A 25,279-nucleotide genomic window follows, 5' to 3' on the forward strand; every position below is an offset into this window, starting at 1 on the left:
CCGCAGCACCGGACCCCCGGATTGTCCACACGCACGAAACGCGGCGCAAAGACGCAAGGTGGTACTTTACGCACCCGTTTCGCTGTTGTCAAAACGCCACGGCGCCGGGCGTATCCCTACTTCACGGCAGACACATATACACGCGCTCCATACGCGTACCCCTCCAGTGCGCTACGACGAGTGCGCTACGACGATCGACCGCCAATGTCCCGCGCGTCCATGCGTCGGCAAAGCAGGCCCGCGAAAACCAAAACCGCGCCCAGGGAGAGAAACGCGCCCACGGCCGAGGTGAGGCCGGCCCCACGATGTGCATGCACCCGACGCCGCAAACGCTATGCCAGCGATAGACATCGAGAGGCCAACCGGTCCCATCCCCTGCCTCGTGGCACATAGTGCCACGAGGCAGGAGGCCATGGCCGCGCCTACCCCAAAACACGAGAGGATGGCCCCCATCTGTTCGCTGCTCCATCCCTGTTCGGAGGTGGGCATCGCGTAACCCACCCCCGTCAAGCCCGATGTCGCAAATTCGGCGATGGCCATCAGGACCAGGATCGACTTCAAGGATGGCTTGTCAGCACTTTTCTCAGTCCGCCGCCCCACCGCAGACCCGTGCCACCGCCCGGCGAATCCGTGCCTGCGATTTCAAAACGTGTGCACGCGAACGATAAAAGTGCAGGTCGCAATCGGTCCCGTGCACGCGATTTCAAAACGTGTGCACGGGCGGCATATGTGCGGGCGGCATATGTGTGGGCGACGTCAGCCATCGCACCGCGCTCCCCGGCGCTAGGGGCGCTAAGATACCCGCAGTGACGCATGCCACGTCGCAGCCATCATGGCCATCGAAGGCCGTGCTGCGCCTTTCGGCCATCTGAGCCGTGTCGTTGTGCTCAGAATGCCAGTCCGTCTTGGCATAATCGACCTAAAGGATGACTTGGCAAGTGAGCGCTTGGGGGACATACATGGAGCAGGAAATCCTGAAGATCTCAGACGTCGCAACGCTCAAGGCCTTGTCTAGCCCCGTTCGCATGAGGATTCTTGGGCTCCTGAGAAACGGGGACAAAAGAACCGTGGGGCAGATATCGGCACAGACCGGCATTGCCCCAGGCAGCGCCAGCTACCATCTTCAAAAGCTCGAAGAGGTCGGATTGGTGAGGCGGGTGGACTATGACGAGGGCGACCACAGGCAGAGCTGGTGGGAGACATCGCGGGCCGTGATAGAGCCCAATCCGGACACGGATGCAGCCTCTGGCCTAGAGGCCGAGGTTGCCATCAGAAGGGCGTCGGCGCAATCATACGCTGACGCATACGGGCGTTACCTCAACAGCTATGAGACGATTCCCCGTGAATGGCGTGACAGCGAGATCGGATTTGACTCAGTTCTCAGTCTTACCCCATCAGAACTCAAGAGTCTGCAGACAGAGCTCGGCGACGTTCTTGACACATGGCGGCAGAAGTCCCGCAATCGCTCCGAAGAAGCTGAAAGTAGGAGTGAGAAAGATGGGGATGAGCGAGTGCTCGTGATAGTTAGCGGCTTCGTCTGGAGCCCATAGGCACGGATGCCGGTGCCATCCGCACCGGATCGTGTCGGCAATAGCATGAAACTGATGTGCGAGCGGTCCTATGTAACAAAATTGGCACTTATGTGTGTTTCGGACGCATTGGCAACGACTTTGTGGAGGCGAATAGCCCCCTGTGAAGCCGTGTAACCTGCTTATTTTGTTGTAATTACAACAGAATAAGCAAATTTCCTTCACTAGGCATGACATCAGCACCGGCCAAAGTACACATATCTGCCAATTTTGTTACATCCAGCCTTTCGTGTGACCTCTACGCATAGATAGGCGGCCTCGAGGCGGCCTCATCACCACGAAACAGCGCCCCTTCCTCACAACAAAGCGCCCCTTCGCGCTGGGTTGCGAAGGGGCGCCGGCAAAACCAAATCGATCAAACGCCGCCTACTCCTCGGCATCTCCCTCATCGGGACCCTTCTCGACCTGGGAAAGCAGGTCGTGGAGGGAACCCAGGTCCTCGTTGATGACGGAGGAGTCCCCGTCACCCTCGGAGGAGCCGCCGATGAGCTCGTCGTCGAAGTTGTGCTTCGCGGGGGCGGCGGTGCCGAGCATGATGTCGGAGTCGGCGTCGGGCGAGAACACCATGTTGAGGAGCTGGGACAGGTCCTCGCTGTCGGCCTCGTCATCGTCGGGCTCAAGGATGTAGAGGAGGTTGCGGGCCTCGAGACCGTCGCGAAGCTCCTCTATCGCCTTGGCGCCGATGCCATCGATGCGCAGCAGGTCGTCCTCGGTCTTGCCGATGAGGTCGCCAACCGTCTCGATGCCGACCTCGCTGAACTTGTTGGTCCAACGCTGCGACACGCCCAAGTCGTCGAATAGGTAGAGCTTGGCGTCCTCAGAAGAGAGCGTGCGACCGTTCTTGGAGTAGACGCCACCGTAACCGTAGTCGTCGCCAATCCAGTCGAGCTGCTTGGGAAGCTGCTCCTCGACGCCCTTGAGGGACTCGGGCGCCCACTCGGGCAGGCTCTTTGCCAAGGGCGACGTGGGACCGTCGATCTTCTGGCCATGATAGGTCAGCTTGACGTCGGAGTACGCCTTGAGGCCGGTGCCCGCCGGGATCTTCTTGCCGACGATGACATTGGACTTGAGGTCGATCAGATGGTCGACCTCGCCCTTGATGGCGGACTCGGTCAGGACGCCCGCAGTACGGATGAACGACGCGCTGGAGAGCCAAGAGTCGATAGAGCTGGCGACCTTGAGGGTGCCCAGGATGACCGGCTCGGCCTCGGGGGCCTGGCCACCCGCCATGGTGATGTTGCGGACGGTGTCGGCGAAGGCGTAGCGGTCAACGTACTGACCCAGCAGGTAGGTGGAGTCACCGGGGTTGGTGACCTGGACGCGGCGCAGCATCTGGCGGGCGATGACCTCGATGTGCTTGTCGTTGAGGTCGACGCCCTGGGACGTGTAGACGTCCTTGACCGACTTGACGAACGTGTGCATCGTGGACTCGATGTCCGTGAGGCCGCGCAGCTTGCGGAAGTTGACGAAGCCGCGGGTGATCTGGTCGCCGGCGCGCACCTCGGCGCCGTCCTCGAAGCCGGGCATGAAGCGGACGGAAGCGGGGACCCTCCATTCGACGAGGATGCGGCTACGGTCATCCGCGTCAAGGATGCGCAGGAGGTACTCGGTCTGTTCGGGCGTGATGGAGAGGATGCCGGAGTACGGGGCAAGGTCCGCCTCGCGACCCAGGATCTTCTCGTTGACGTTGCCGACGACGTCGAACATGCGGGCGACCGTGGGGAGGCCCTGCGTGATGTCGTCGGCGCCCGCGACGCCGCCTGAGTGGATCGTGCGCATCGTGAGCTGGGTGCCCGGCTCGCCGATGGACTGGGCGGCGATGATGCCGACGGCCGTGCCGATGTTGACGGGACGACGCGTAGAGAGGTCCCAGCCGTAGCACTTCTGGCAGACGCCGTACTTGGACTTGCAGGTGAGCAGCGCGCGCAGCTCGATCTTCTTGAAGCCCGCGTCGACGAGCCTGCTCAGGTCCTCCTTGGAGGAGATGTAGTCGTTCTTGGAGAACAGGACTTCGCCGGTCTCGGGGTCGACGACGTCGTCCAGGATGCAGCGACCGATCAGGTCGGTGTCCACGTCCGTCTCGCCCGGCTTGACGAGATCGTAGGTGACGCCCTCGTCGGTGCCGCAGTCCTCCTCGCGTACGATGACGTCCTGCGCCACGTCGACAAGGCGACGGGTGAGGTATCCGGAGTCGGAGGTGTGCGAGGCCGTGTCGACGAGGCCCTTGCGGGCGCCATAGGTGGAGATGAAGTACTCCAGCGGCTCGAGGCCCTCGCGGAAGTTGGACTTGATCGGCAGGTCGATGGTGTCACCGGACATGTCGGCCATGAGGCCGCGCATGCCGGCGAGCTGGCGGAGCTGCGTCTTGGAGCCACGGGCACCGGAGTCGGCCATCATGTAGATGGGATTGTCCTCGTCAAAGCCGTCAAGCATCTTGGAGCCCAGGGTGTCGGTGCACTCGGTCCAGGCGTTGATGACCTCGGCGTGGCGCTCCCTCTCGGACAGGAAGCCGTCCTCGTAGTACTCGTTGATCTGGTCGACCTTGGCCTGCGCGTCCTCGAGGAGCGCGGGCTTGTCGTCGGGGATGGCGGCGTCCCAGACCGAGATGGTCAGGCCGGCACGGGTGGCGTAGTGGAAGCCGCTGTGCTTGATGGCATCGAGGATCGGCTCGACCTCGGCGGTGCTGTAGCGGTCGCAGCAGTCGTTGACCAGGGCGCTGACGTCCCCCTTGACCATCTTGTAGTTCATGTAGGGATAGTCGGCCGGCAGGCACTGCCGGTTGAAGATCACGCGGCCGACGGTCGTCTCGAAGCGGACCGCGTGGTCGGTGACGTCGTAGTCCTTGGCCTCGCCGCGCGCGGAGTAGGTGCGGAAGATCTTCCTGCCGCCCTCCTCGCAGTTGGCGTCGGCGGACGAGACGCGCACGAGCACCCTGGCCTGGATGTCGACCTGGTTGCGCGCGTCATACGCCATCAGCGCGTCCTCGAAGTCCGAGAAGACGCGTCCCTCGCCCTCGACGCCGTCCTTCTCGGTGGTGAGGAAGTAGACGCCGAAGATCATGTCCTGGGACGGGACCGTGAGGACCTTGCCGGACGCCGGCGAGCGGAGGTTGTTGCTCGAGAGCATCAGGACGCGGGCCTCGGTCTGCGCCTGGGTGGACAGGGGCACGTGGACGGACATCTGGTCGCCGTCGAAGTCCGCGTTGAAGGGGGCGCAGACCAGCGGGTGCAGGTGGATGGCCTTGCCCTCGACCAGGACCGGCTCGAAGGCCTGGATGGACAGGCGGTGCAGCGTCGGGGCGCGGTTGAGAAGGACCAGGCGGCCCTTGATGACCTCGTCCAGGACGTCCCAGACGGCAGGGGCACTGCGGTCGATGGCGCGCTTGGCGCCCTTGATGTTCTCGACCTTGCCCAGCTCGACAAGCCTGCGCATGACGAAGGGCTTGAAGAGCTCGAGCGCCATGGTGGAGGGCAGGCCGCACTGGTGCAGCTTGAGGTGCGGGTCGACGACGATGACCGAGCGGCCGGAGTAGTCGACGCGCTTGCCGAGGAGGTTCTGGCGGAAGCGGCCCTGCTTGCCCTTGAGGGACTCGGCGAGCGACTTCAGGGGACGTCCGCCGCGGCCCGTGACGGGACGGCCGCGACGGCCGTTGTCGAAGAGGGCGTCGACGGACTCCTGGAGCATGCGCTTCTCGTTGTTGACGATGATCGCCGGGGCGTCGAGGTCGAGCAGGCGCTTGAGGCGGTTGTTGCGGTTGATGACGCGACGATAGAGGTCGTTCAGGTCGGACGCGGCGAAGCGGCCGCCGTCCAGCTGGACCATGGGGCGCAGGTCGGGCGGGATGACGGGGACGACGTCGAGGATCATGTTGGCCGGGTCGTTGCCGCCCTTGAGGAAGGAGTCGACGATCTCGAGGCGCTTGACGGCGCGCTCCTTCTTCTGCTTCTGGGACTCGTCGGAGGCGACGATGGCGCGCAGCTCTTCGGCCTCCTTGCCCAGGTCGATGCCATGCAGCAGGTCGCGCACGGCCTCCGCTCCCATGCCGCCCTTGAAGTAGATGGAGTAGTAGCGCTTCATCTCGGTGAAGAGAGCCTCGTCGGAGATGAGCTCGCGCTTCTCGAGCTGCATGAACCTGTCGAACGCGTCACGGCGGAGCTGCTTCTCCTCCTCGTACTCCTCCTGGAGGTCGGCCACGCCGGCACGGATCTCGTCGGCGGAGAGGGGCTCGATGTCACCGAACTCGTCACCGTCGGACTCGCCCTGGGCCCTGAGGCGCTCGATCTCGTCATCGCGCTCGGCGTCGAGCTCCTCGAGGTCGGCGGCCAGCTCCTCCTTGAGGTCGTCGGCATCGGCCTCGCGAGCCTCGCCGTCCACGTCGGTGATGACGTAGGAGGCGAAGTAGAGGACCTTCTCGAGGTCCTTGCTCTTCATGTCGAGCAGACGGGCCAGGGGGAAGGTGGCCGGGCTCTTGAAGTACCAGATATGGGAGACGGGCGCGGCAAGCTCGATGTGGCCCATGCGGTCGCGGCGGACCTTGGCGCTCGTCACCTCGACGCCGCAGCGCTCGCAGACGATGCCCTTGAAGCGGATGCCCTTGTACTTGCCGCAGGCGCACTCCCAGTCCTTGACGGGACCGAAGATCTTCTCGCAGAAGAGGCCGTCCTTCTCGGGCTTGAGGGTGCGGTAGTTGATGGTCTCGGGCTTCTTGACCTCACCGTGGGACCAGCTGCGAATCTCGTCGGCGGAGGCGAGCGAGATCTTTATAGCGTCGAAATCGGTGGTATCGAAATCTGCCACGTTCGCTACTCCTTATCGTTGGTGGTGTCACCGGCCAGGACTGCCTCGTCCTCGCCGAGATCGGCGACGAAGCCACCGATCAGGTCGTCAGCGCTCTCTGCCCCGGCGAACACTTCCACGGCGCTCGCGTCTGCGGCCTCGTCGGAGTCCCTCTCGACGGGCTCCTCCGGCTTGTATGCGATCGGCGCGATGTCGAGGGCCAGGGAGCGGATCTCCTTGACGAGGACCTTGAAGGACTCGGGGATGCCCGGCTCGGGCACGTTCTCGCCCTTCACGATGGCCTCGTAGGTCTTCACGCGACCGTTGGTGTCGTCGGACTTGACGGTCATGATCTCGTGAAGCACGTTGGACGCACCATACGCGTAGAGGGCCCAGACCTCCATCTCGCCGAAGCGCTGGCCGCCGAACTGCGCCTTGCCGCCCAGCGGCTGCTGGGTAACGAGGGAGTACGGGCCGGTCGAGCGGGCGTGGATCTTGTCGTCGACCATGTGGCCGAGCTTCAGGATGTAGGAGGTGCCCACGGTGATGGGGCTCTTGAACGCCTCGCCCGTGCGACCGTCGTAGAGCGTGGTCTTGCCCTTGTCGTTGAGCTGCGGCACGAACTCCTGGCGCATGTGCCTGCCATAGGTGCGCAGGGCCTTGTTCATGAGGTTGACGTTGGTGCGGCGCAGGGCCTCGGCGACCTCGGTGTCGGTGGCGCCGTCCAGGACCGGGGTCGAGACGTACATCGGGCCGTCGACGATCTCGTCGGACTCGGCGGAGTCGATGTCGTAGCCGTGGCTTGCGGCCCAGCCCAGGTGGCACTCGAGCAACTGGCCCACGTTCATACGGGATGGGACGCCCAGGGGGTCGAGAAGGACGTCGACGGGAGTGCCGTCAACCATGTAGGGCATGTCCTCGACGGGCAGGACGTTGCAGACGACGCCCTTGTTGCCGTGACGACCGGCGATCTTGTCGCCTTGCTGGATCTTGCGACGCTGGGCTACGAAGACGCGGACGAGCTCGTTGACTCCGGGCGGGAGGTCATCCCCTGCCTCGCGGCTGAAGCGCACCACGTCAACGACGCGTCCATAGGCGCCGTGCGGCATCTTGAGCGAGGTGTCGCGGACGTCGTGGGCCTTGGCGCCGAAGATGGCGCGCAGCAGGCGCTCCTCGGCGGTCAGCGCCGTCTCGCCCTTGGGCGTGACCTTGCCGACCAGGATGTCACCGGGGCCGACCTCGGCGCCGATGCGGATGATGCCGTCGTCGTCGAGGTCGGCGAGCATCTCCTCGGACTGGTTGGGGACCTCGCGGGTGATCTCCTCGGGGCCGAGCTTGGTGTCGCGGGCATCGATCTCGTGACGGGAGATGTTGACGGAGGTCAGCAGGTCGTCGCGGACGACGCGCTCCGAGACGATGATGCCGTCCTCGTAGTTGTAGCCCTCCCAGGGCATGTACGCGACATTGAGGTTGGCACCCAGGGCGAGCTCGCCGCCGTCGACGGAGGTGCCGTCGGTCAGGGGGTCGCCGGCCTCGACCTTCTGCCCCACGTGCACGACGGGGCGGTGGTTGATGCAGGTGCTCTGGTTGGAGCGCTCGTACTTGGGGAGGTCATAGCGCTCGGGGCCCCTCTCGCCATCCACGACGATGTGCGCGGCATCGACCTCGACGACGGTGCCGGCGTGCGCGGCGCAGATGAGCTCGCCGGAGTCCTGGGCGGCTGCGTACTCGAGGCCGGTGCCGACGTAGGGGGCGTGGGCCTTGATCAGGGGCACGGCCTGGCGCTGCATGTTGGCGCCCATGAGGGTGCGCTTCGCGTCGTCGTGCTCGAGGAACGGGATGAGGTTGGCCGCGACGGAAAGCAGCTGGCGGGGCGAGACGTCCATGTAGTCGACGGTCTCGACCGCAACCTCGGCGGGGGCGCCGAAGGACCCGTCGTAGTTGCGCGTGCGCGCGACGATGGCGTCGGGATTGTAGATGTTGCCGTGGGAGTCGACGGCCACGAATCTGCCCGTCTTGGGATCGACGGGGACGTTCGCGGGGGCGATGACGTGGTTCTCCTCCTCGTCTGCCGTCATCCAGTCGACGTCGCTGGTGACGACGCCGTCCACGACGCGACGATACGGCGACTCGATGAAGCCGTACTCGTTGACGTGCGCGTAGAGGGCGAGCGAGCCGATCAGGCCGATGTTGGGCCCCTCGGGGGTCTCGATCGGGCACATGCGACCGTAGTGCGAGTTGTGGACGTCGCGCACCGCGGTCGGGACGTTGGTGCGACGGCTGGAGCCGCTCTTGTGACCCGCAAGGCCACCCGGGCCGAGGGCAGAGAGGCGGCGCTTGTGCGTGAGGCCCGCCAGCGGGTTGGATTGGTCCATGAACTGCGACAGCTGGGAGGAGCCGTAGAACTCCTTGATGGCGGCCACGATCGGTCGGATGTTGATCAGGGACTGCGGCGTGATGTCGTCCACGTCCTGGGAGGCCATGCGCTCGCGGATGACGCGCTCCATGCGGCTCATGCCGATGCGGAACTGGTTCTGCACCAGCTCGCCGACCGTGCGCACGCGACGGTTGCCAAAGTGGTCGATGTCATCGAGCTTCTTGGCCTGGTCGCCGCCATGCAGGGCGAGGAGGTAGCGCAGGGCGGAGACGATGTCCTCGTCGGTCAGGACCTTCTGCGTCGCCTCGAGCTCAAGGCCGAGCTTCTTGTTGATCTTGTAGCGGCCGACACGCGCAAGGTCGTAGCGCTGGCTGTTGAAGTAGAGGCCGTCGAGCAGCGAGCGCGCGGAGTCCACGGTGGGGGGCTCGCCGGGGCGCTGGCGACGGTAGATCTCGATGAGGGCGTCCTCGCGGGTGGTGGCGATGTCGCGCTCGAGCGTGGCGCGGACGACGTCGGAGTCGCCGAGGAGGCTCATGATCTCGTCGTCGCTCTCGGCGATGCCCAGGGCGCGCAGCAGCAGGGTCGCGCTCTGACGGCGCTTGCGGTCGATGGAGACGACCAGGTGACCGTGCTTGTCGACCTCGAACTCGAGCCAGGCGCCGCGCGCGGGGATGAACTGCGCGTGGTGGGTCTGGACGCCGTTGTCCATCTCCTCGGAGAAGTAGACGCCCGGGGAGCGGACGAGCTGCGAGACGACGACGCGCTCGGTGCCGTTGATGATGAAGGTGCCGCGCTCGGTCATGAGCGGGAAGTCGCCCATGAAGACGAGCTGCTCCTTGATCTCGCCCGTCTCCTTGTTGACGAAGCGCACGTCGACGAAGAGGGGCGCCTGATAGGAGATGTCCTTGGCGCGGCACTCGGCAATGGTGCTGGGGGCATCGCCAAACTGATGCTCGCCGAACGAGACCTCCATGGTCCCCGCGGAGTTCTCGATGGGAGAGAACTCGGCGAAGGACTCGGCAAGTCCGTCGGTCATGAATCGCTCGAACGACTCCTTTTGAACGGAGATGAGATTGGGCAGCTCCATGGCAGCCGAAATCTTGCTGAAGCTCACGCGCGTGCGCAGCTCCCTCTGTGCGGCTTGGGAAGACTTTGCGGTAGGCACCAGGCACTTCCTCCTTCAACGAGACAAAAAAGCGGCAGTTGTCGCAATCTAATAAAGTAACGAAGTCATCCGGGAAGGTCAACGGAAGGGGCTTGACAAGTGGCACGAAATATTTTATGGCAACCACCACCCCTTCTACCTGCGCGTTAACAAATACGATTGTGAATTCCCTGTGTAACGTGCGGAAAGGCATCCGATCGCATTTGTCAAGACCCCAGCGGCGACGGGGCGGCTCTCGCACACGGAAAACCAAGCGGGAGCAGACGGGGCGGGTGCTGGTGCGGGTGCTGGTGCGGGGCGGTCACGCGAAAGGATGTGCGCGTGCGCGGACTTCGATTGCCGGAAGTGAGTACTTTTTGGGCTCCTTCGGGGACGTATAGCGCCTGACGAAGTTGCATTTCTCGACATCTCCGCAGGTAAACGTATTGGTGAAATTACCAGAAGTGAGTGGCGGTACTCACTTCTGAAGCACCAGTACTCACTTCGGACAATTCCGACACGGACTGACGGGCCCGGCGCGAACCGGAAGACCGACGGACTGACGGGCCCGGCGCGAACCGGAAGACCGACGCGAGCTCCCACGCTGCGCTTGCCGCGCCAAATCCCCATCGTGTTGGGTCCCACACGAAAGAACCCCCTCGTAGAGAGGGGGTTCCGAAGGGTGGACGGGTGAGGTGAATCCGCTTTGGCTCGCATTCGCTTTAGACCGAGACCGCCCTCACCCGAAGTCCGATGTGACTCGAAGTTACTTCAGGGTGACGGTGGCGCCAGCCTCCTCGAGCTGAGCCTTGGCGGCCTCGGCGTCCTCCTTCTTGGCGCCCTCGATGAGGACCTTGGGGGCGGACTCGACGGCCTCCTTGGCCTCCTTCAGGCCAAGGGAGGTGAGGGAGCGGACGACCTTGATGACGGCGATCTTGTTGTCGCCGAAGGCGGTCAGCTCGACGTCGAAGTTGGTCTTCTCCTCCTCGGCGGCAGCGGCACCGGCGGCGGGAGCGGCGGCGACGGCAACGGGAGCGGCGGCGGAGACGCCGAAGACGTCCTCCAGCTCGTGAACGAGCTCGGAAAGCTCGAGGGCGGGCATCTCCTTGAGGGCCTCGATGATCTCATCCTTGGTGACAGCCATGTCAGTTCTCCTTCTGTAGCGGGCGCACCTCCGGCGCCCATGTACGGTTCTCGTTTGCGCTGCGACCGCAGTCTTCACACGGTCGCAGTAGTGCGGGCGAAGGCGTGCTTACGCGGCCTTCTGGTCGGCGACGGCCTGGAGCGCCGTGGCGAGGCCACGGGCGGGACCAGCGCAGACCTGAGCGATGCCAGAGAGCGGGCTCGCGACGACGTAGACCAGCTTGGCGAGCAGCTCCTCGCGGCTGGGCAGGTCGGCATACGCCTTGGCCTCCTCGGCAGAGAGGGCCTGGCCATCTGCGATGGCTCCGATCCACTCGATCTTCTTGAGTGCCTCGGACTGCGTCTTGATGGCCTTGGCCGCCTCGACGGGGTCGTTCTCGTAGAACACGTACGCGCAGGTGCCGACAAGGCCATCGACCTCCGGCAGGTCCGCATTCTTGAGCGCGAGCTTGACGATGTTGTTCTTGTACACCTTCATGTGGGCACCGACCTCGCGGAGGGAGCGGCGAAGCTCCTGGGTCTCCTTGACGGTCAGGCCGCGGTAGTCGATGAAGAAGACGCCCTTGGAGCTCTCCAGGGACTCGCCGACCTTCTCGAGCATGGCAATGTTGGACTTGTTGGGCATGGGTTACACCTCCTTGTCGTCACGATCGGGCACGAGCCGCCGACGCGGGCGGGCCTCCACGCGAAAGACCCCGCTTGGCGTTGCCAAAGCGGGGTCCGAGAAGACAAGTTCCAAGACCACCTCGGCAGGCGGGTCTCCCCTTTGAGCCTTGCGGCACCGGCTGTCTTTGGCAGCGGACGTGCAGTCTGCAAAATCACCCTCTCGGGCACGGCACATTGTCGCAGCCCAGGCAGGCCAAGTCAAGGAGAGGGGCGTGCGCCCCTCACGCCGGACACGCCCTCCACACAAAGAGTGGCCCCTGGCAACCCTGGGCCCGGCCAGGTGCTGAACCGCCTCCCTTTCCCTGGGGACATGGGAAAAGGGAGGCGGTTCATGCCGCTGCGGGGCCGCAGTCGCGAGTCGGTCGCCGCAGACGGCGCCTTTCGCAAGAAGGGGCCCGCATGCCGCCGGAAGGACGGGACGCGGGCCTCGCTCAGGCGCTTGGCCAGGCGCTTGTCGGGATAGGTGCCTGGCGATGCACGGACACGGAAAGCGCGGAACCGGCCACCTACTCCTCGGTGAAGTTACGGGTGACGGAGGTATCCACCTTGACGCCCGGGCCCATGGTGGAGGAGACCACAACGGACTTGACGTAACGACCCTTGGCGCTCGAGGGCCTGACGCGGAGGAGCTCGGTGTAGAGGGCACCGTAGTTCTCGGCGAGGGCCTCGGCGGAGAAGGACGCCTTGCCCATGGGGACGTGGCAGATGCCGTAACGGTCGGCACGATACTCGACGCGGCCGGCCTTGAGCTCCTTGACCATCTTCTCGACATCCATGGTGACGGTGCCGAGCTTGGGGTTTGGCATCAGGCCACGGGGGCCGAGGACGCGGCCGAGGCGACCGACCTTGCCCATGAGGTTGGGGGTTGCGATAACGGCATCGAAGTTGAGGTTACCGGCCGTGATCTCGGCGACGAGGTCGTCAGAGCCGACGATGTCGGCGCCGGCAGCCTCGGCCTCACGGGCCTTCTCCCCCTCGGCGAAGACGGCGACGCGGACGGCCTTGCCGGTGCCGTTGGGCAGGGAGATGGAGCCGCGGACGTTCTGGTCCGCCTTGCGAGTGTCGACGCCGAGGCGGACGGAGACCTCGACGGTCTCGTCAAACTTGGCGGAGGACAGCTCCTTGACGAGTTCCATGGCCTGCTTGGGCGTGTAGAGCTTGCCCGCCTCGATCTTGGCGGCGGCGTTGTTGTAGTTCTTTCCATGCTTCGGCATTGTTCCTACCTCCTGTGGTAGACGCGTGGTTCGACGGGCGCCGTGGCCCTCCCACTATGCTTGAGACCCCACGACGCGGGGCCCATAGGGCATGCCCAAAGGCCGCAGATGCGACCAGGACCGCTACTCGGCGATGGTGACGCCCATGGAGCGGGCGGTACCGGCAACGATCCTCTTGGCGGCCTCGACGTCGTTGGCGTTGAGGTCCGGCATCTTGATCTCGGCGATCTTGGTGAGCTGCTCCTGGGTGAGCTGGCCGACCTTGTCGCGCTGCGGGACGCCGGAACCGCCCTTGAGGCCGAGCTCCTTCTTGATGAGCTGGGCCGCAGGGGGGGTCTTGGTGATGAAGTCGAAGCTGCGGTCCTCGTAGACCGTGATCTCGACGGGGATGATGTCTCCGGCCTTGTCGGCAGTCGCCGCGTTGAAGGCCTGGCAGAACTGCATGATGTTGACCTGGGCGGCGCCCAGGGCGGGGCCGACGGGGGGCGCGGGGTTGGCGGCGCCGGCGGGAATCTGAAGCTTGATGAAGTGCGTGACCTGCTTCTTAGCCATTGCTGGTTCTCCTTCAAAAGTGAGTCAGTGCGTACGTGCTGGCAAAGCTATGTAACACCGGAACCCCGAGAAGCAATCCTCACCGATACGGGGTGTGGCCGGGGTTTCGCTAGGAGATGGTGGCGATCTGGTCCAGCGTGAGCTCGACCGGGGTCTCCCGACCGAAGATCGTGAGCATGACCTTGACCTTGCCCGCCTCGGGCATGACCTCGGAGACGAGACCGTCGAAGTCCGCCAGAGGACCGCTGACGACCTTGACCGCCTGTCCCACCTCAAGGTCGGTGGTCATGGTGGTGCGTTTGGGCTCCTGGGCACCTCTGGGGTTGGTGCGGCGCATGATCTTGTTGAACTCGGAGCGCCGCAGGGGCGTGGGCTTGCCGTCGATGCCGACGAAGCCGGTCACGCCCGGGGTGTTGCGAACGACGGCCCAGGAGTTGTCGTCGACGTCCATGCGAACGAGGACATAGCCGGGGAAGACCTTGGACTCCTTGGTCTCGCGCTTGCCGCCATCCTTGATCTCGGTGACCTCCTCGGTCGGGATCTGGATGTCGACGATCTGGTCTTCCAGGCCATAGGTCTCGATGCGGTGCTCGAGGTCGGTCTTGACCTTGTTCTCGTAGCCCGAGTAGGTGTGGACCACGTACCAGCGCTTAGCCATGTGCTACCCCCTCAGTCCGGTAAAGCCGACGAGCGCCGCGACGAAGCCGGTGTCCACGAGCCAGATGACGATGCCGAAGACGATGAGCATGGCTATGACGGCCACGGAGTAGTTCTTGAGCTCCGGCCTGCTCGGCCAGACCACGCGGTGCATCTCCGCGCGCACCTCCGAGAGGTAGCTGCCGATGCGCCCCTTCTTCTTGGGAGCCTTGACGACCTTGTCGGCCTTCTTGGGGGACTGTGCGGATGCGGAGGCACCAGCCCTCTTGGGAGGCTTGTCGTCTCCGCCAGAGAGAGACCGCCGCTCCGCCTCGCGCTCGGCGCGCACCTGAGCACGAGCCTGGCGGGCCGCCCTTTTCTGACGCTCTTTTTTCGCCATCCTTCAAACCCCTCTGGGGCGCGGGCCCCTGTTCATAGAAACCGGCTCACCCCGATATGAGGAAAGCCGGTGGTGTGATCTGGCAGGCCAGGTAGGACTCGAACCCACAACAAACGGTTTTGGAGACCGCCGCTCTACCATTGGAGCTACTGGCCTGTATGCGACCCTATTCTAGCGGGTCTCCCTGTGAAGGGTATGCTTGTGGCACCACGGGCAGTACTTCTTCAGTTCCATACGATCGGGCGTGTTGGACTTGTTCTTGTCCGTGGTGTAATTGCGACGCTTGCACTCGGTGCATGCGAGGGTAACCAGTGTGCGCATGAGTCCTCCTGTAGACCGTCGCCTTCGAACCGCTCGAGACGACGCGATGGAATACGCTACCATGTGGCGCTTTCCACTGTCAACTACCGATAGGTCCGGGGACAAGCCTCAACAAAACCACCAAATGGGTGACCTGACCTCTGTGTTGGCAGACCGGCAACCCGCCATGGGACCAGCCGTGCAGCTGCGTTGTGGGCCCACGCCGTGGGCCCGTGCCGTAGGCCTACATCGACGCACGGGCGTCGCACGCAGCAAGGAAGGACCCGACGCCCCCGCAAGAGGGTGTCGGGTCCAGAAGCCACTCTGCTACGAGGCAGCGTGAGCTACTCGATGATGGTGGAGACGCGACCGTCGCCGACGGTGTGGCCGCCCTCGCGGATCGCGAAGCGCAGGCCCTGCTCCATCGCGATGGGATGGATGAGCTCGCAGGTGACGGTGATGTGGTCGCCCGGCATCGCCATCTCGACCTTGCCGCCGTTGGAGTCGGTGAGCTCCTGGATGTCGCCGGTCACGTCAGTGGTGCGGAAGTAGAACTGGGGACGATAGCCGGAGAAGAACGGGGTGTGACGGCCACCCTCCTCCTTGGTCAGGACGTAGATCTCGCCCGTGAACTTCTTGTGCGGGGTGACGGAGCCCGGCTTGCAGAGGACCTGACCGCGCTGGATGTCCTCACGCTTGATGCCACGGAGCAGGATGCCCACGTTGTCGCCGGCCTCACAGAAGTCCATGGTCTTGCGGAACATCTCGATGCCGGTGGCGACGGTGGCCTGGGTGTCCTTGATGCCGACGATCTCGACGGGCTCGTTGAGCTTGAGCTCGCCGCGCTCGACGCGACCGGTGGCGACGGTGCCGCGACCGGAGATGGTCATGACGTCCTCGATGGCCATCAGGAACGGCTTCTCGTTGTCACGGGCGGGCGTCGGGATGTAGGAGTCGACGGTGTGCATGAGCTCGACGATGGAGTCGACCCACTTCTGCTCGCCATTGAGGGCGCCGAGGGCGGAGCCGCGAATGATGGGGAGGTCGTCCCCGGGGAAGTCGTACTCGGAGAGGAGGTCGCGGGTCTCCATCTCGACGAGGTCGATGAGCTCGTCGTCATCCACCATGTCGCACTTGTTCAGGAAGACGATGATGTAGGGGACGCCGACCTGACGGGCGAGCAGGATGTGCTCGCGGGTCTGGGCCATCGGGCCGTCGGTGGCGGCGATGACGAGGATGGCACCGTCCATCTGGGCGGCACCGGAGATCATGTTCTTGACGTAGTCGGCGTGGCCCGGGCAGTCGACGTGGGCGTAGTGGCGCTCCCAGGTCTCGTACTCGACGTGGGCGACGGAGATGGTGATGCCGCGCTGACGCTCCTCGGGAGCCTTGTCGATGTTCTCGAAGGCGGTGTAGTCGGCCTTGCAGCCCTCGGTCTCAGAGAGGACCTTGGTGATGGCTGCGGTAAGGGTGGTCTTACCGTGGTCGACGTGACCAATCGTACCGATGTTTACGTGCGGCTTGCTGCGATCGAACTTCTCCTTGGCCATTGCCGTCCTCCTTAAGAACCAACCTTGCGGCCACAACACTTCTATATTTCAAACGGCGCCGAAGCGCCGTAAGAAGTCTGGTACCGGTGACTGGATTCGAACCAGTGACATCGCGGGTATGAGCCGCGTGCTCTAACCAGCTGAGCTACACCGGCATTGCCACTTGAAAATGGAGCCCGCGACCGGATTCGAACCGGTGACCTCTTCGTTACCAACGAAGTGCTCTACCGACTGAGCTACACGGGCAGGTATGGTGGGGATGCTTGGACTCGAACCAAGGAACCCAGAGGGAGCGGATTTACAGTCCGCCGCAGTTGCCGCTGTGCCACATCCCCATTCCGTTTTCAAGCTGCTCGCACAGGCATGAAGCCCCTGCGAGCGGAAAGAATATTACGACCACGCAAACGTACTGTCAACGCATTCCACCCGTCCGGGCGTATCCCTCTCATAGGTCCTACACAACGGCAGGTCACAAGCCATGTCGGGGTGGTTTTGGGCAAAAGGGCGCCCCCTCGACGGGGAGGGGCGCCCGAGCGGTCCTGGAGCTGGCTATAGGACTCGAACCTACAACAACTGGTTTACAAAACCAGGGCTCTACCATTGAGCTAAGCCAGCGCGTCCCTCGCATGATAGCGTCTTGCGCGCAAGTCCGCCAGCACCGGTCGGAGGATGCCTCATTTCCCCAGAAGCTCCCAGAGCCTGTGGCGCTGCTCCGGGCTCAGGCGGTCCTCGAGGGTCATGCGCGTCGTCTGGGCGCGCCTCTGTTCCTCGGCCACCTCGGCGTCGCCGACCTCCATCTCGTGGACGAGAAGGTCGCTCGACATCCTCGCGACGCCCATGCCCACCGTGGCGCGGACCGTGTTGTCAGACGTCACGAGCGCGACCGACCTCCCCGCCCTGCGTGCGTCGGTCACGATGCGCTCGATCAGCGCGTCGGCGCTCTCGCCCTGACGGGAGAACTCGACCGTGACGCCCGCGCACATGCAAGTCGGCCGCTCGTCGGAGAGGTTGTTGGCGCCGTCGAACACGACGACGGCGTCGTAGCGACCCTGCGCGAAGGCGGCCACGTCCGTGACCAGACGTTCGCGCGCCCGCACGAAGGGATCGGTGCCGAGGTCGCGCGAGTCGCCCCCCTCGTCCACCAGGTGCTGGTAGCGCGGGCTCGCCCCCATCACGTTGTAGCCGTCCACGACCAGCAGGTCATGTCGGGCGGACATCTAGTCGCCCCCCTCGGCCGATGGCGAGGGGCCCATGCTCGACCTGCGCAGCCACTCGTAGCAGAGGACCGTGGCCGCCTGCGCCACGTTGAGCGACTCGATGCGTCCACGCTGGGGCAGACGGCAGCCAAAGTCGCACCTCTCGCGAACGAGGCGCGATATGCCGCCGCCCTCGGACCCCATGACCAGGCAGAGCCTTCCGCCGAGAGGCGCGCTCCACGCGTCCTGCTCGGCATGCTCGGTTGCGGCAGCCACCCAGAAGCCGGCCTCCTTGAGCCGGTCGAGGGCGGTGGCCAGGTTGGGAACCCGCGCGATGGGAAGGTGCATGACCGCACCCGCGGACGTCTTGTAGGCGCCGACGCCCACGCTGGCGCTGCGGGCGTTGGCGATGACGATGCCCGAGGCGCCCACGACCTCCGCAGAGCGGACTATGGCACCGAAGTTGCCCTCGTCGGTCACGTGGTCGAGGAGGACGACGAGCGCGTCGCCGCTGCCCGCGCTGGAGATGACGTCACCGAGGGTCGCGTACTCGAAGGGGCTGCTCTCCACGATGATGCCCTGATGGGCCCCGTGCGAGCTCAGGGAGTCGAGTCGTGCGCGGGAGACCCGCTCGACGGGCACCTGGGCCTCTGACAGGCGCTCGACCAGGCGGGCAAGCGTCTGGTCCGCACCACCGGAGGCGTCCGCGACCAGGGCGCGCCTGAGGGGGACGCCCCCCTCGAGCGCCTCGGCGCAGGCGCGCCTGCCCTCGATGAGGCCCTCACGCGAAGGCGTGGTGGCCTGACGCGTGCGGCGGCCGGACGTTCCGCCACCGTGCCGCCCCCCGGTCGGAGCGGACGGGGACGCCTTGTGAGACGAGGGCGACGAGGCCCGCCCCCGGGGCTGTCTCTTGCGCGCCATGCCCCGCCCCCTAGTCCCTGGCCCTGCGCAGACGGGTGCCCGCGGGCGTGTCCTCCAGGACGAGACCCAGGCCAGCGATGCCGTCGCGGATGGCGTCCGCGACGCCCCAGTCCTTGGCGGCGCGCGCCGCCTCGCGGGCATCGATCAGTGCCCGGGCAGCCTCGTCGGCGAGGTGGCCCTCGAAGCCGGCATGGCGGCGGGCAAGGTCCACAAGCTCGATGGGAAGCTCCTCCCCACCGGAGCCCCGGACCAGGTCGATGCCCATGACGGCGGAGAGCTCGACGAGCATGTCCGCCGCACGCAAAACCGGGGCCGTGGCGACGACGCCCGCCCTCTCGGCCAGATAGGTGTTAGCGGAGGTCACCAGCGAGAAGATGGCCGCGAGGCCGCCCGAGGTGTTGAAGTCGTCATCCATCTGACGCACGAACTCGGCATGCGTGGCGTCGACGGCGGCACCCAGGCTGCGGTCGGCATCGCACAGCTCGCCGTCCTGCGGCGCGTTCTCGGCGGCCCAACGCAGGTTCTTGACGCAGGTGCGCAGGCGCTCGAGCGTGCCCACGGCACCCTCGAGCTGATCCGTCTGAAAGTCCAGCGCGGAACGGTAGTGGGTCTGCAACATGAGCAGGCGCACGGCGCCGGCGGGGTAGTCGTCCAGCACGTCCTCGAGCGTAAGGAAGTTGCCCAGCGACTTGGACATCTTGTCTCCATTGACGCGCAGCATCCCCGCGTGCATCCAGATGTTGGCGAGGGGCGCGCCCCAGGCGCACAGGGCCTGAGCGCACTCGTTCTCGTGGTGCGGGAAGACGAGGTCCTGCCCACCGCCATGGATGTCGATGGGCGTGCCCAGGTAGTGGTGGATCATGGCGCAGCACTCGGTGTGCCAGCCGGGACGGCCCTCGCCCCAGGGGCTGGGCCAGCTGGGCTCGCCGGGCTTGGCGGCCTTCCAGAGGGCGAAGTCAAACGGGTCGCGCTTGTCCTCGTTGACCTCGACGCGCTCGCCGGCGCGCAGCTGGTCGAGGTCGCGGCCCGAGAGGGAGCCGTAGTCGTGGTCGGAGCGGACCGAGAAGTACACGTCGCCGTTGCCGGCCACGTAGGCATGGCCCTTCTCTATCAGGGTCTCGATCATCTGCCGCATGGCCTCGACCTCGCGCGTCGCGCGCGGGCGGATGTCGGGGTCGAGGATGTTGAAGCGGCGCATCTGGTCGATGAAGGCGCAGGAGAACTCCTCAGCCACCTCGGTCGCGCTGCGCCCCTCGTCGTTGGCGCGGTTGATGATCTTGTCGTCCACGTCGGTCAGGTTCTGGGCGAAGGTCACCTGGTAGCCCTTGTAGGTGAGGTAGCGGCGGATGACGTCGAAGGAGAGGAAGGTGCGGGCGTTGCCGATGTGGATCTGGTCATAGACGGTGGGCCCGCAGACGTACATGCGGATGTGCCCCTCCTCAAGAGGCCTGAGCTCTTCCTTCCTGTGGGTCTGGCTGTTGTAGACGAGCATCTCTTCTCCTTGGGTTCGGCGCCCCTGGCGCCTGCTGCGTATGGTTGCGGTGGTCCGGCGGTGTCGTTTGACGCGAAATGCTACCCCACTTCGCGCCGGGAGGCACATCCGTCGTCGAGAAGGACCACGGCCCAGGCCGCGATGCCCTCCCCGCGCCCCACGAAGCCAAGGTGCTCCGTGGTGGTCGCCTTCAGCCCCACGCGCGAGACGTCCACGCCCATGGCGTCGGCGAGACGCGCGCGCATCCGGTCGCGATACGGCGACAGGCGGGGCGCCTGGGCGGCGACGGTACAGTCGCAGTCGAGGATGCGGCAGCCCCTCTCGCGTACGATGCCCGCCACGCACGAGAGCAACCTGCAGGAGTCCGCCCCCGCGTAGGCAGGGTCGTCGTCGGGAAACAGCTGGCCGATGTCGCCGGCACGCAGGGCCCCGAGGACGGCATCCATGAGGGCGTGGGCGACGACATCGGCATCCGAGTGGCCCAGCAGGCCACGCTCGCAGGGCACCTCGACACCTGCCAGGACGAGACGGCGCCCCTCGGCGAAGGCGTGGACGTCGAAGCCGTGCCCGACCCTCAGCATGGGGAGGCCCCCTCACGACCGCCTAGGATATCCGGTCCGCAGCCCTCCGAGATGAGCCTGCGCTCGAGCAGGGCCTCGGCGATGACGTAGTCCTCGGGGACCGTCACCTTGATGTTGTCGCGCGGCGAGTTGACGCAGACCACGCGGCCGCCACACCGCTCGACGAGCGAGGCATCGTCGGTGCCGCGGTAGTCGTCCAAGAGCGCGGCCGTATGGGCGGCAGCGAGTTCCTTGACACCGAAGACCTGCGGAGTCTGTGCGCACCAATAGAAGGAGCGGTCGGGCGTGGAGATGATGGTCTTGTCCTCGACCAGCTTGAGTGTGTCGGTCGAGGGCGTGGCGCATATGGCGCCGGATACCGCGTCGTCGTCGCGGACGCGTGCGATGCAGCGCTCGAGGGCGTCCGCCGTGACGAGCGGGCGGGCCGCATCGTGGATGGCGACGAGAGCGTAGTCGCGCGGGACGGCCCCGAGTCCCGAGAGGACGGACTCCTGGCGCGTCGCACCCGCAGGGGCGACGCTCACCTCGTGGCTGAGCCTCACGCGGGACAGGGCCTCGCCCAGCAGGACCTCCTCACGCTCGGGCGCACAGACCACGACGATGTGTCCCACGGACGGCGACCGGTCGATCGCCAGCAGCGACCAGCAGACGATGGGCAGCCCGCAGAGCTCGACGAACTGCTTGCCCCGCGGGTCGCCGAAGCGCAGGCCCAGGCCTCCAGCCACGACGACCGCGCAGGTGTCCGGCGCAGGGGTGGCCGACGGGACGCGCTGGGCCGCCGCGCAGGCGCAGGGCCTGGGGGTGGCGGCGCTCATGCGCGCTTGCCCCACATGCGGTAGAGGCTGTCTGCCAGGATGCCGGGGTTCTCGACGCCCAGCCGGTCGAGGCGGGAGGGGTTCTGCTCGATGTCGTCGAGGAGATGCTGCAGCGAGCCGTACTCGTCCACGATCTTGTCTGCCATGCCCTTGCGCACGACCGAGACGTTGGAGAGGGTGCGCAGGCCCAGTGGGGTGATGATGGAGTCCTCGCCCTTGCCCTCGTAGCCCAGAAGCGCCCCCACGCGCTTGGACGAGCGCAGCTGAGTGTTGACGGTCTCGTGAAGGGCCCGGCGGATGGCGGCGGCGTTCTCCTCGGACGAGTCCGCGGCATAGTCGCGGATGAGGAGGGTGTAGTCGTACGATGCGCTGCCGATGAACTCCTCGCGCTGCATCGCGATGGTCTTGCCCTCGCTGCCGAGCTGCAGTATGAGGCTGTCGAGCTCCTCCGACGCGGTCATGAGGACCTCGAAGAGGTAGATGGTCTCCGCGATGTCCGAGAGGGTGACGTAGTTGTCCAGCTCGAGCGTAGTCAGTCGTAGGAGCGTGCGGTCAAGCTGGCCACGGGTGCTCTGCATCGAGACGAGCAGCTGGTTGACCGAGCTCATGATGTCCGGCACGGAACGCAGCTGGTGGCCCTTGCCGTCGACGTAGACGGTGACGACCTGGCGGCGCTCGGAGACCGAGATGACCGTGGCCTTGGTGAGCAGGCTCATGCGCGCGGCAGTGCGGTGGCGCATGCCCGTCTCGGACGTGGGCAGGGACGGGTCGGGGTTCAGGTGGTAGTTGGCGCGCAGGATCCGGGTCAGGCCCTTGTCGATCACGATGGCGCCGTCCATCTTGCTGAGCTCGAAGAGGCGGTTGGCCGTGAAGGAGATGTCGAGGCGGAAGCCGTCGTCTCCCGCCGCGAGCACCGCGTCGGTGTCGCCGATGCAGATGAGGGCACCCAGGTGCCCCGCGAGGACCATGTCGAGGGCAAGGCGCAGGGCCGTGCCGGGGGCACACTGCTTGACGGCCGCCCTGAGGCGCTCGCCGGCATCGACGGTCTCGCCCTCCCGCGCGGTAACGTCCATCGCTCTCCCCTCCACATAGGGGCCGGCCCGCAGAGCGGACCGGCCGGACTGTCCTAGACAGTATATGACGTGCGGGCGCGCGTCCGCACGGACGCGGCGTCAGTCCTCAGAAGCAGCGGTGCCGCCCGGGGCCTGCGCGGTCGGCGCGGCAGGGGCCGTAGGGCTCCAGTGGTCGCGGGCGCGCGGCAGGTCCATGTGGACGCGCTCCTCGATGGCCGGGATCTCCCCCTCGACCCGCGCGAAGACGAGCTTGTCGTCTTGCGCGTCGACGCCGATGACGTCACCGGCCTTCCACGCGCCCATGAGCATCTCCTCGGAGAGGGGGTCCTCGATGAGGGTCTGGATGGCACGGCGCAGCGGGCGGGCGCCATAGACGGGATCGGTCCCCTCCCTGGCGATGAGGTCACGAGCGGCATCGGTGAGCTCGATGGACATGCCCTGGGCCACCAGGCGGTTGCGCAGGTCGCGCACCATGAGGTCGACGATGCCGCGCAGCTGCTCGCCCGTGAGGGACTTGAAGACCACGATCTCGTCCACGCGGTTGAGGAACTCGGGGCGGAACAGGCGCTTGAGCTCGCCTTCGACGCGGCTGCGGATCTCCTTGTCAGACAGGCCGCCGTCGCCCTGGGAGCTGAAGCCCATGGGGGCGGTCTGTGCGATCTCGCGGGCGCCTATGTTGGAGGTCATGATGACGACCGTGTTGGAGAAGTCCACCGTGCGACCCTGCCCATCGGTCAGGCGCCCCTCGTCCAGGATCTGGAGAAGGACGTTGAACACGTCTGGGTGGGCCTTCTCGATCTCGTCGAGGAGGATGACCGAGTACGGGCGCCGACGGACCGCCTTGGTGAGCTCTCCGCCCTCGTCGTAGCCCACATACCCCGGAGGTGCGCCGACGAGCTTGGAGACCGAGTGCCTCTCCATGAACTCCGACATGTCGAAGCTCACGAGCGCCTCCTCGCTGCCGAAGAGGAACTCAGCGAGCGACTTGGCGAGCTCGGTCTTGCCCACGCCCGAGGGTCCCAGGAAGATGAACGAGCCGCCGGGGCGACGGGGGTCCTTGAGTGGCGAGCGGCTGCGGCGGATGGCCCTGGCGACCTTGGTCACGGCCTCCTCCTGGCCCACGACGCGCTGGTGGAGTGCGTCCTCGCAGCGCAGGAGCTTGGCCGCTTCCGCCTCGGTGAGGTTTGAGACGGGCACGCCCGTGATGTCCGAGATGACGTCGGCGATGTCGGCGGCGTCAACGGACACGACGTTTCCGTCCATCTTCTCGCGCCAGGCCTTCTCGAGGTCATCGCGCCGGGAAAGGAGCTCGCGCTCGCGGTCGCGCAGGCGCGCCGCCTCCTCGAACTCCTGGGCCGAGGCGGCCTCGGCCTTCTCGTCCCTGACGCGGGCGAGCTCCTCGTCCACCTTCGCGAGCTCGGGGGGGAGGCTCATCTTGTGCACGCGGGTGCGGGCCCCCGCCTCGTCGATGACGTCGATGGCCTTGTCTGGCAGGAAGCGGTCCTGCACGTAGCGGTTGGAGAGGGTGACCGCCGCGGCGAGCGCCTCGTCGGTGTAGTGGACATGGTGGTGGCTCTCGTAGCGATCCTGAAGCCCTCGCAGGATCTGGAGGGTATCCTCGGGCGTGGGCTCACCGATGCTGACCGGCTGGAAGCGGCGCTCGAGTGCCGAGTCCTTCTCGATGTGCTTGCGGTACTCCTCGGCCGTCGTGGCGCCGATCACCTGTATCTCGCCACGGGACAGGGGGGGCTTCAGGATCGACGCCGCGTCGATGGAGCCTTCGGCCGAGCCGGCGCCGATGATGGTGTGCATCTCGTCGATGAAGAGGATGTCGTTGCCGGACCCCATGACCTCGGCGACGACCTTCTTGAGGCGCTCCTCGAACTCGCCACGGTACTTGGAGCCGGCGACCAGCGAGGCCACATCCAGGGTCCACAGCTGCTTTCCGCGCAGGATGTCGGGCACGTTGCCCGAGGCGACAAGCTGTGCCAGCCCCTCGACGATGGCCGTCTTGCCCACGCCGGGGTCGCCCAGGATGAGCGGGTTGTTCTTCTGGCGGCGCGCCAGCACCTGCATGACGCGCTCGACCTCACGGTCACGGCCGATGACGGGATCGAGCTTGCCGTCGGAGGCGAGCTTGGTGAGGTTGCGGCCGTACTGCTCGAGCATGGAGCCGTCTTCTGGCGAAGACGCCCCCTGCTGGGGCATGGCGCCCATGAACTGGGGGCCAAAGCCCACCGCCTCGGCGACCGTGGTATCCGCACCCCTGCCGGCGCCCTGGCCTATGAGCTCCTCGACGGCATTTCGGACGGCGTCGCCCGAGACCCCCATGCGCGAAAGGGCGGTCATGGCGCGCCCGTCGCCCTCGGCGACGAGGCCGAGGAGCAGATGCTCCGTCGCGATGTAGGTCTGGCCGCGAGCCATGGTCTCGCGATAGGCGTCCTCGAGCACGCGCTTGGCGCGCGGCGTGAACGGGATGTGTCCGCCGGGGACGGGCTCGGAGTCCTCGGTCGAGATCTCCTTGATGGTCGCGAGCGTCTCCTCGTGCGTGACGTCGAGCTTCTTGAGCGCCTGCGCGGCGATGCCGTCGCCCTCCCTGATGAGGGCCAGCAGGAGATGCTCGGTGCCGACGTACATCTTGCCGAGGCTGCGGGCCTCGTCCTGCGCGAGGCTCATGACCTTGCGCGCCTTGTCTGTGAACTTCTCGAACATGTGGTACGCATGCCCCCTTGGATATGCGGAGGGCGCCGGGTTGGGACGGCCGCCCCCACCCGGCGCCCACCGAGCTTCAACGCTAGGTGTGTACCCACGTCATATGATCGCTAACGCCTTCCACAAAAGACGCGCTGGCCGA

The 25,279-nt window shown here is 65.8% G+C and carries 18 protein-coding genes and 5 tRNA genes; 1 reads left to right on the forward strand and 22 read right to left on the reverse strand.

Features of this window, described 5'->3' with window-relative positions; translation table 11 throughout:
• Window positions 1-959 precede the first annotated feature (959 nt).
• Window positions 960-1,550 carry a helix-turn-helix domain-containing protein gene (locus OLSU_RS08080; RefSeq protein ID WP_013252467.1) on the forward strand — a complete coding sequence of 197 codons (591 nt, stop codon included), beginning with the start codon at window positions 960-962 and terminating at the stop codon, window positions 1,548-1,550.
• A gap of 405 nt (window positions 1,551-1,955) precedes the next feature.
• Here OLSU_RS08080 and OLSU_RS08085 read toward each other — a convergent pair whose 3' ends face one another.
• The 22 genes from OLSU_RS08085 to OLSU_RS08190 all read right to left on the reverse strand — a co-directional run bounded on the left by OLSU_RS08085 (window position 1,956) and on the right by OLSU_RS08190 (window position 25,137).
• Complete coding sequence (locus OLSU_RS08085) at window positions 1,956-6,386, reverse strand: DNA-directed RNA polymerase subunit beta' (RefSeq protein WP_013252468.1); 4,431 nt, start codon at window positions 6,384-6,386, stop codon at window positions 1,956-1,958.
• Between the two features lie 5 nt (window positions 6,387-6,391).
• The gene (gene rpoB, locus OLSU_RS08090) at window positions 6,392-9,907 is read right to left on the reverse strand and encodes a DNA-directed RNA polymerase subunit beta (RefSeq protein ID WP_013252469.1); all 3,516 of its coding nucleotides are present in this window, start codon (window positions 9,905-9,907) and stop codon (window positions 6,392-6,394) included.
• Window positions 9,908-10,652: 745 nt separating this feature from the next.
• Complete coding sequence (gene rplL, locus OLSU_RS08095; RefSeq protein WP_013252470.1) at window positions 10,653-11,030, reverse strand: 50S ribosomal protein L7/L12; 378 nt, start codon at window positions 11,028-11,030, stop codon at window positions 10,653-10,655.
• 108 nt (window positions 11,031-11,138) lie between these two features.
• Window positions 11,139-11,654 (reverse strand): 50S ribosomal protein L10, encoded by a 516-nt coding sequence (gene rplJ, locus OLSU_RS08100; RefSeq protein ID WP_013252471.1) that lies wholly within the window; start codon window positions 11,652-11,654, stop codon window positions 11,139-11,141.
• Between the two features lie 547 nt (window positions 11,655-12,201).
• A complete protein-coding gene (gene rplA / locus OLSU_RS08105) occupies window positions 12,202-12,909 on the reverse strand; it encodes a 50S ribosomal protein L1 (RefSeq protein ID WP_013252473.1) in 708 nt (235 codons plus the stop codon).
• Between the two features lie 123 nt (window positions 12,910-13,032).
• The gene (gene rplK / locus OLSU_RS08110) at window positions 13,033-13,461 is read right to left on the reverse strand and encodes a 50S ribosomal protein L11 (protein WP_013252474.1); all 429 of its coding nucleotides are present in this window, start codon (window positions 13,459-13,461) and stop codon (window positions 13,033-13,035) included.
• A gap of 109 nt (window positions 13,462-13,570) precedes the next feature.
• Window positions 13,571-14,119: a transcription termination/antitermination protein NusG gene (nusG, locus tag OLSU_RS08115; RefSeq protein WP_013252475.1), complete on the reverse strand. Its 549-nt coding sequence runs from the start codon at window positions 14,117-14,119 to the stop codon at window positions 13,571-13,573.
• Between the two features lie 3 nt (window positions 14,120-14,122).
• Window positions 14,123-14,497 carry a preprotein translocase subunit SecE gene (gene secE, locus OLSU_RS08120; protein WP_013252476.1) on the reverse strand — a complete coding sequence of 125 codons (375 nt, stop codon included), beginning with the start codon at window positions 14,495-14,497 and terminating at the stop codon, window positions 14,123-14,125.
• An 80-nt stretch (window positions 14,498-14,577) separates the two neighbouring features.
• Window positions 14,578-14,653, reverse strand: a tRNA-Trp gene (locus tag OLSU_RS08125).
• A gap of 15 nt (window positions 14,654-14,668) precedes the next feature.
• Window positions 14,669-14,818 (reverse strand): 50S ribosomal protein L33, encoded by a 150-nt coding sequence (gene rpmG / locus OLSU_RS08130; RefSeq protein WP_013252477.1) that lies wholly within the window; start codon window positions 14,816-14,818, stop codon window positions 14,669-14,671.
• A 323-nt stretch (window positions 14,819-15,141) separates the two neighbouring features.
• Complete coding sequence (tuf, locus tag OLSU_RS08135) at window positions 15,142-16,347, reverse strand: elongation factor Tu (RefSeq protein ID WP_013252478.1); 1,206 nt, start codon at window positions 16,345-16,347, stop codon at window positions 15,142-15,144.
• A 78-nt stretch (window positions 16,348-16,425) separates the two neighbouring features.
• A tRNA-Met gene (locus OLSU_RS08140) sits at window positions 16,426-16,502 on the reverse strand.
• Between the two features lie 15 nt (window positions 16,503-16,517).
• Window positions 16,518-16,593 (reverse strand) — tRNA-Thr (locus tag OLSU_RS08145).
• A gap of 5 nt (window positions 16,594-16,598) precedes the next feature.
• A tRNA-Tyr gene (locus OLSU_RS08150) sits at window positions 16,599-16,682 on the reverse strand.
• Window positions 16,683-16,887: 205 nt separating this feature from the next.
• Window positions 16,888-16,962, reverse strand: a tRNA-Thr gene (locus tag OLSU_RS08155).
• A gap of 59 nt (window positions 16,963-17,021) precedes the next feature.
• Complete coding sequence (locus OLSU_RS08160; protein WP_013252479.1) at window positions 17,022-17,564, reverse strand: NYN domain-containing protein; 543 nt, start codon at window positions 17,562-17,564, stop codon at window positions 17,022-17,024.
• Window positions 17,565-18,464: a 23S rRNA (guanosine(2251)-2'-O)-methyltransferase RlmB gene (gene rlmB / locus OLSU_RS08165; protein ID WP_013252480.1), complete on the reverse strand. Its 900-nt coding sequence runs from the start codon at window positions 18,462-18,464 to the stop codon at window positions 17,565-17,567.
• Between the two features lie 10 nt (window positions 18,465-18,474).
• Window positions 18,475-19,956 carry a cysteine--tRNA ligase gene (gene cysS / locus OLSU_RS08170; RefSeq protein ID WP_013252481.1) on the reverse strand — a complete coding sequence of 494 codons (1,482 nt, stop codon included), beginning with the start codon at window positions 19,954-19,956 and terminating at the stop codon, window positions 18,475-18,477.
• A gap of 80 nt (window positions 19,957-20,036) precedes the next feature.
• A complete protein-coding gene (ispF, locus tag OLSU_RS08175; RefSeq protein ID WP_013252482.1) occupies window positions 20,037-20,537 on the reverse strand; it encodes a 2-C-methyl-D-erythritol 2,4-cyclodiphosphate synthase in 501 nt (166 codons plus the stop codon).
• On the reverse strand, window positions 20,531-21,352 hold the full coding sequence (gene ispD / locus OLSU_RS08180; RefSeq protein WP_013252483.1) for a 2-C-methyl-D-erythritol 4-phosphate cytidylyltransferase: 822 nt from the start codon (window positions 21,350-21,352) through the stop codon (window positions 20,531-20,533). Before ispD ends, ispF begins: the two co-directional genes overlap by 7 nt.
• Window positions 21,349-22,425 carry a DNA integrity scanning diadenylate cyclase DisA gene (gene disA, locus OLSU_RS08185; protein ID WP_013252484.1) on the reverse strand — a complete coding sequence of 359 codons (1,077 nt, stop codon included), beginning with the start codon at window positions 22,423-22,425 and terminating at the stop codon, window positions 21,349-21,351. Before disA ends, ispD begins: the two co-directional genes overlap by 4 nt.
• A 99-nt stretch (window positions 22,426-22,524) precedes the next feature.
• Window positions 22,525-25,137 carry an ATP-dependent Clp protease ATP-binding subunit gene (locus OLSU_RS08190; RefSeq protein ID WP_013252485.1) on the reverse strand — a complete coding sequence of 871 codons (2,613 nt, stop codon included), beginning with the start codon at window positions 25,135-25,137 and terminating at the stop codon, window positions 22,525-22,527.
• Between the last annotated feature and the right edge of the window lie 142 nt (window positions 25,138-25,279).

It is taken from the genome of Olsenella uli DSM 7084 (genome assembly GCF_000143845.1).
Lineage (GTDB): Bacteria > Actinomycetota > Coriobacteriia > Coriobacteriales > Atopobiaceae > Olsenella > Olsenella uli.